2 protein-coding genes are annotated in these 1,945 nt (G+C 35.9%); both read left to right on the top strand.

Features of this window, described 5'->3' with window-relative positions; genetic code table 11:
* Nucleotides 1-324: 324 nt before the first annotated feature.
* Nucleotides 325-1,203: a retron St85 family effector protein gene (locus ADJ24_RS05050; RefSeq protein ID WP_023284895.1), complete on the top strand. Its 879-nt coding sequence runs from the start codon at nucleotides 325-327 to the stop codon at nucleotides 1,201-1,203.
* A 262-nt stretch (nucleotides 1,204-1,465) separates the two neighbouring features.
* Complete coding sequence (locus tag ADJ24_RS05045; protein ID WP_233424605.1) at nucleotides 1,466-1,918, top strand: reverse transcriptase domain-containing protein; 453 nt, start codon at nucleotides 1,466-1,468, stop codon at nucleotides 1,916-1,918.
* Nucleotides 1,919-1,945 lie beyond the last annotated feature (27 nt).

The raw sequence follows: 1,945 nt of genomic DNA, 5'->3' as shown, positions 1-1,945 counted from the left end.
ACCCGCTACGGGGGAGACTTACCCGAAATCTGATTTATTCAACAAAGCCTAAGGCAGATTGAAACTGACTGTACTTTTTCCTGAGTAAAAGATTACTTAAAATTTTTGTCAAAAATCGAGAGACCTGGTTTTCGATTGTTTTGTGTGCTTAAGGCCAGTAATTCTTACACCACGAGATACTATAATGCCATTTGTATACGTTTGATATAGATGTTTTTTAAGAGTTTCAAACGATGCTACGTTAAGACATTTATGATGCAGTTACACTCTTTTTATAATATAATATGGGGTTACATACGAGGAGTGCCATTGTTAGGAACAAACATGAAACTTCCCAAAGATAGCATTATCAATAAGTTTCCGGACCTACATATCCATCAAACTATTGACGAAATTAGAGATCTATTGATTAACGGATTTGATGATTCCCAAAAAACAATCTTTTTATGTGGGAAAGATAAATCTGACAAAAAAAGTCTTCGATATAAATTCTCGACATTTCTTTCTCAAGAGAAAGGTATCACTCTAACTTATCCAGAGGATTTGTTTGAAGATCTCCTCGAAGGTCAGGGAAAGAACAGTTTGCTATCGCTAGAAACTCAGCTTGCAAACTCTGTCGATCTTATAGTTCTTATACCTGAAAGTCCGGGTTCTTTCGCTGAACTAGGTGCATTTTCCATGGATAAAGCCCTAGCTAACAAAATGCTTGTGATGAGAATGGGGGAATTTAAATCAGGGAAAAGCTTCATAAATCATGGACCTATACGCCTTGTCAGAACCCATGGTGGGGAAATATATGATATTCCAAAGAACTTCGATGAAAAGAACCCCGAACATGTAAAATTAGTACTTGGAAAAATTAAAGAAACTCTTCCGAGTGGTAGAAAGAAGAAAAAATTGGACAATATCTTATTATATTCACAACACGTCCTTCTTTTAATCTATCTATTTGATGATTTAAATTTACGCTCGGTGTATAAAACCATGGAGCTGATCATGGAGAGAAAGTTTGACAATCGAGATAATGTTGCCTGTAAAGCTGCTACACACTCCCTCATAAGGGCAGGAATGATTAACCAACAAGAGGGATTATTCAGTATAACTCAAATTGGTTATAACTCGATAATTAATAGTTTCTATTTGAAATCATCACTTGCTGAATTAAGGGCGAAAATCATGAATAAACAATATGCTAGACAATGACTAAGATTCATCTTAGAATTTTCGAGTGTGCTAGTTTTTAAGCTGGTGACTTAGCTAGTTCGTTAGTTAGGTTCACAGTGGATGGAGAGTCTCTCCGTTCCCGCAAAACATCACAGAGATAGCTTGATGATCGAGTCCCCCAACTCCCGCCCACCGTGACTTGGGGGACTCGTACATCAAGCCTTACAGCTTTAGCCGTTAAAAACTAGCACACGTTTTTTAAAGCGAGATAATGCACCTCTACACTACTGATGAAACGAACATGAATGCTCATCAAGGAAAGTACACCCAGCAACTTTTATCCCTTCCAATTCTTGAGAATGTAGATGATTTATCTCAATTCATCAGGCTTCCGAAAGAGATAATTTCAAAATTTAGCTTTAATAACCATAGATACTACCACCGTATTGAAATGAAAAAAAAATCTGGTGGTATCCGTTACATAGAAAGCCCTGTAAAAGAATTAAAGGCAATACAACGTTGGGTACTCAGATCTATTTTAGATAAATTGTCACCTTCAGTTTACGCGAAAGGTTTTGTACGAAAAAAATCTATACTTGATAATGCAAAACCTCATGAAGGAAACCAATATATACTAAACTTGGATTTTCAGGATTTCTTTACCAATGTGCAAGCATCTCATGTATATACTTTATTCAAAAACATTGGTTACAATAATAATATAGCATTTATGGTAATGGTGCCAACTTACTGATTTAGTGTATGATGGTGTTTTTGAGGT

Origin of the sequence: Enterobacter sp. 940_PEND (genome assembly GCF_001059415.1) — a bacterium.
Lineage (GTDB): Bacteria > Pseudomonadota > Gammaproteobacteria > Enterobacterales > Enterobacteriaceae > Enterobacter > Enterobacter cloacae_M.
The sequence above is the reverse complement of the archived record's forward strand: the minus strand, read 5'-3'. Positions and strand labels throughout refer to the sequence as shown.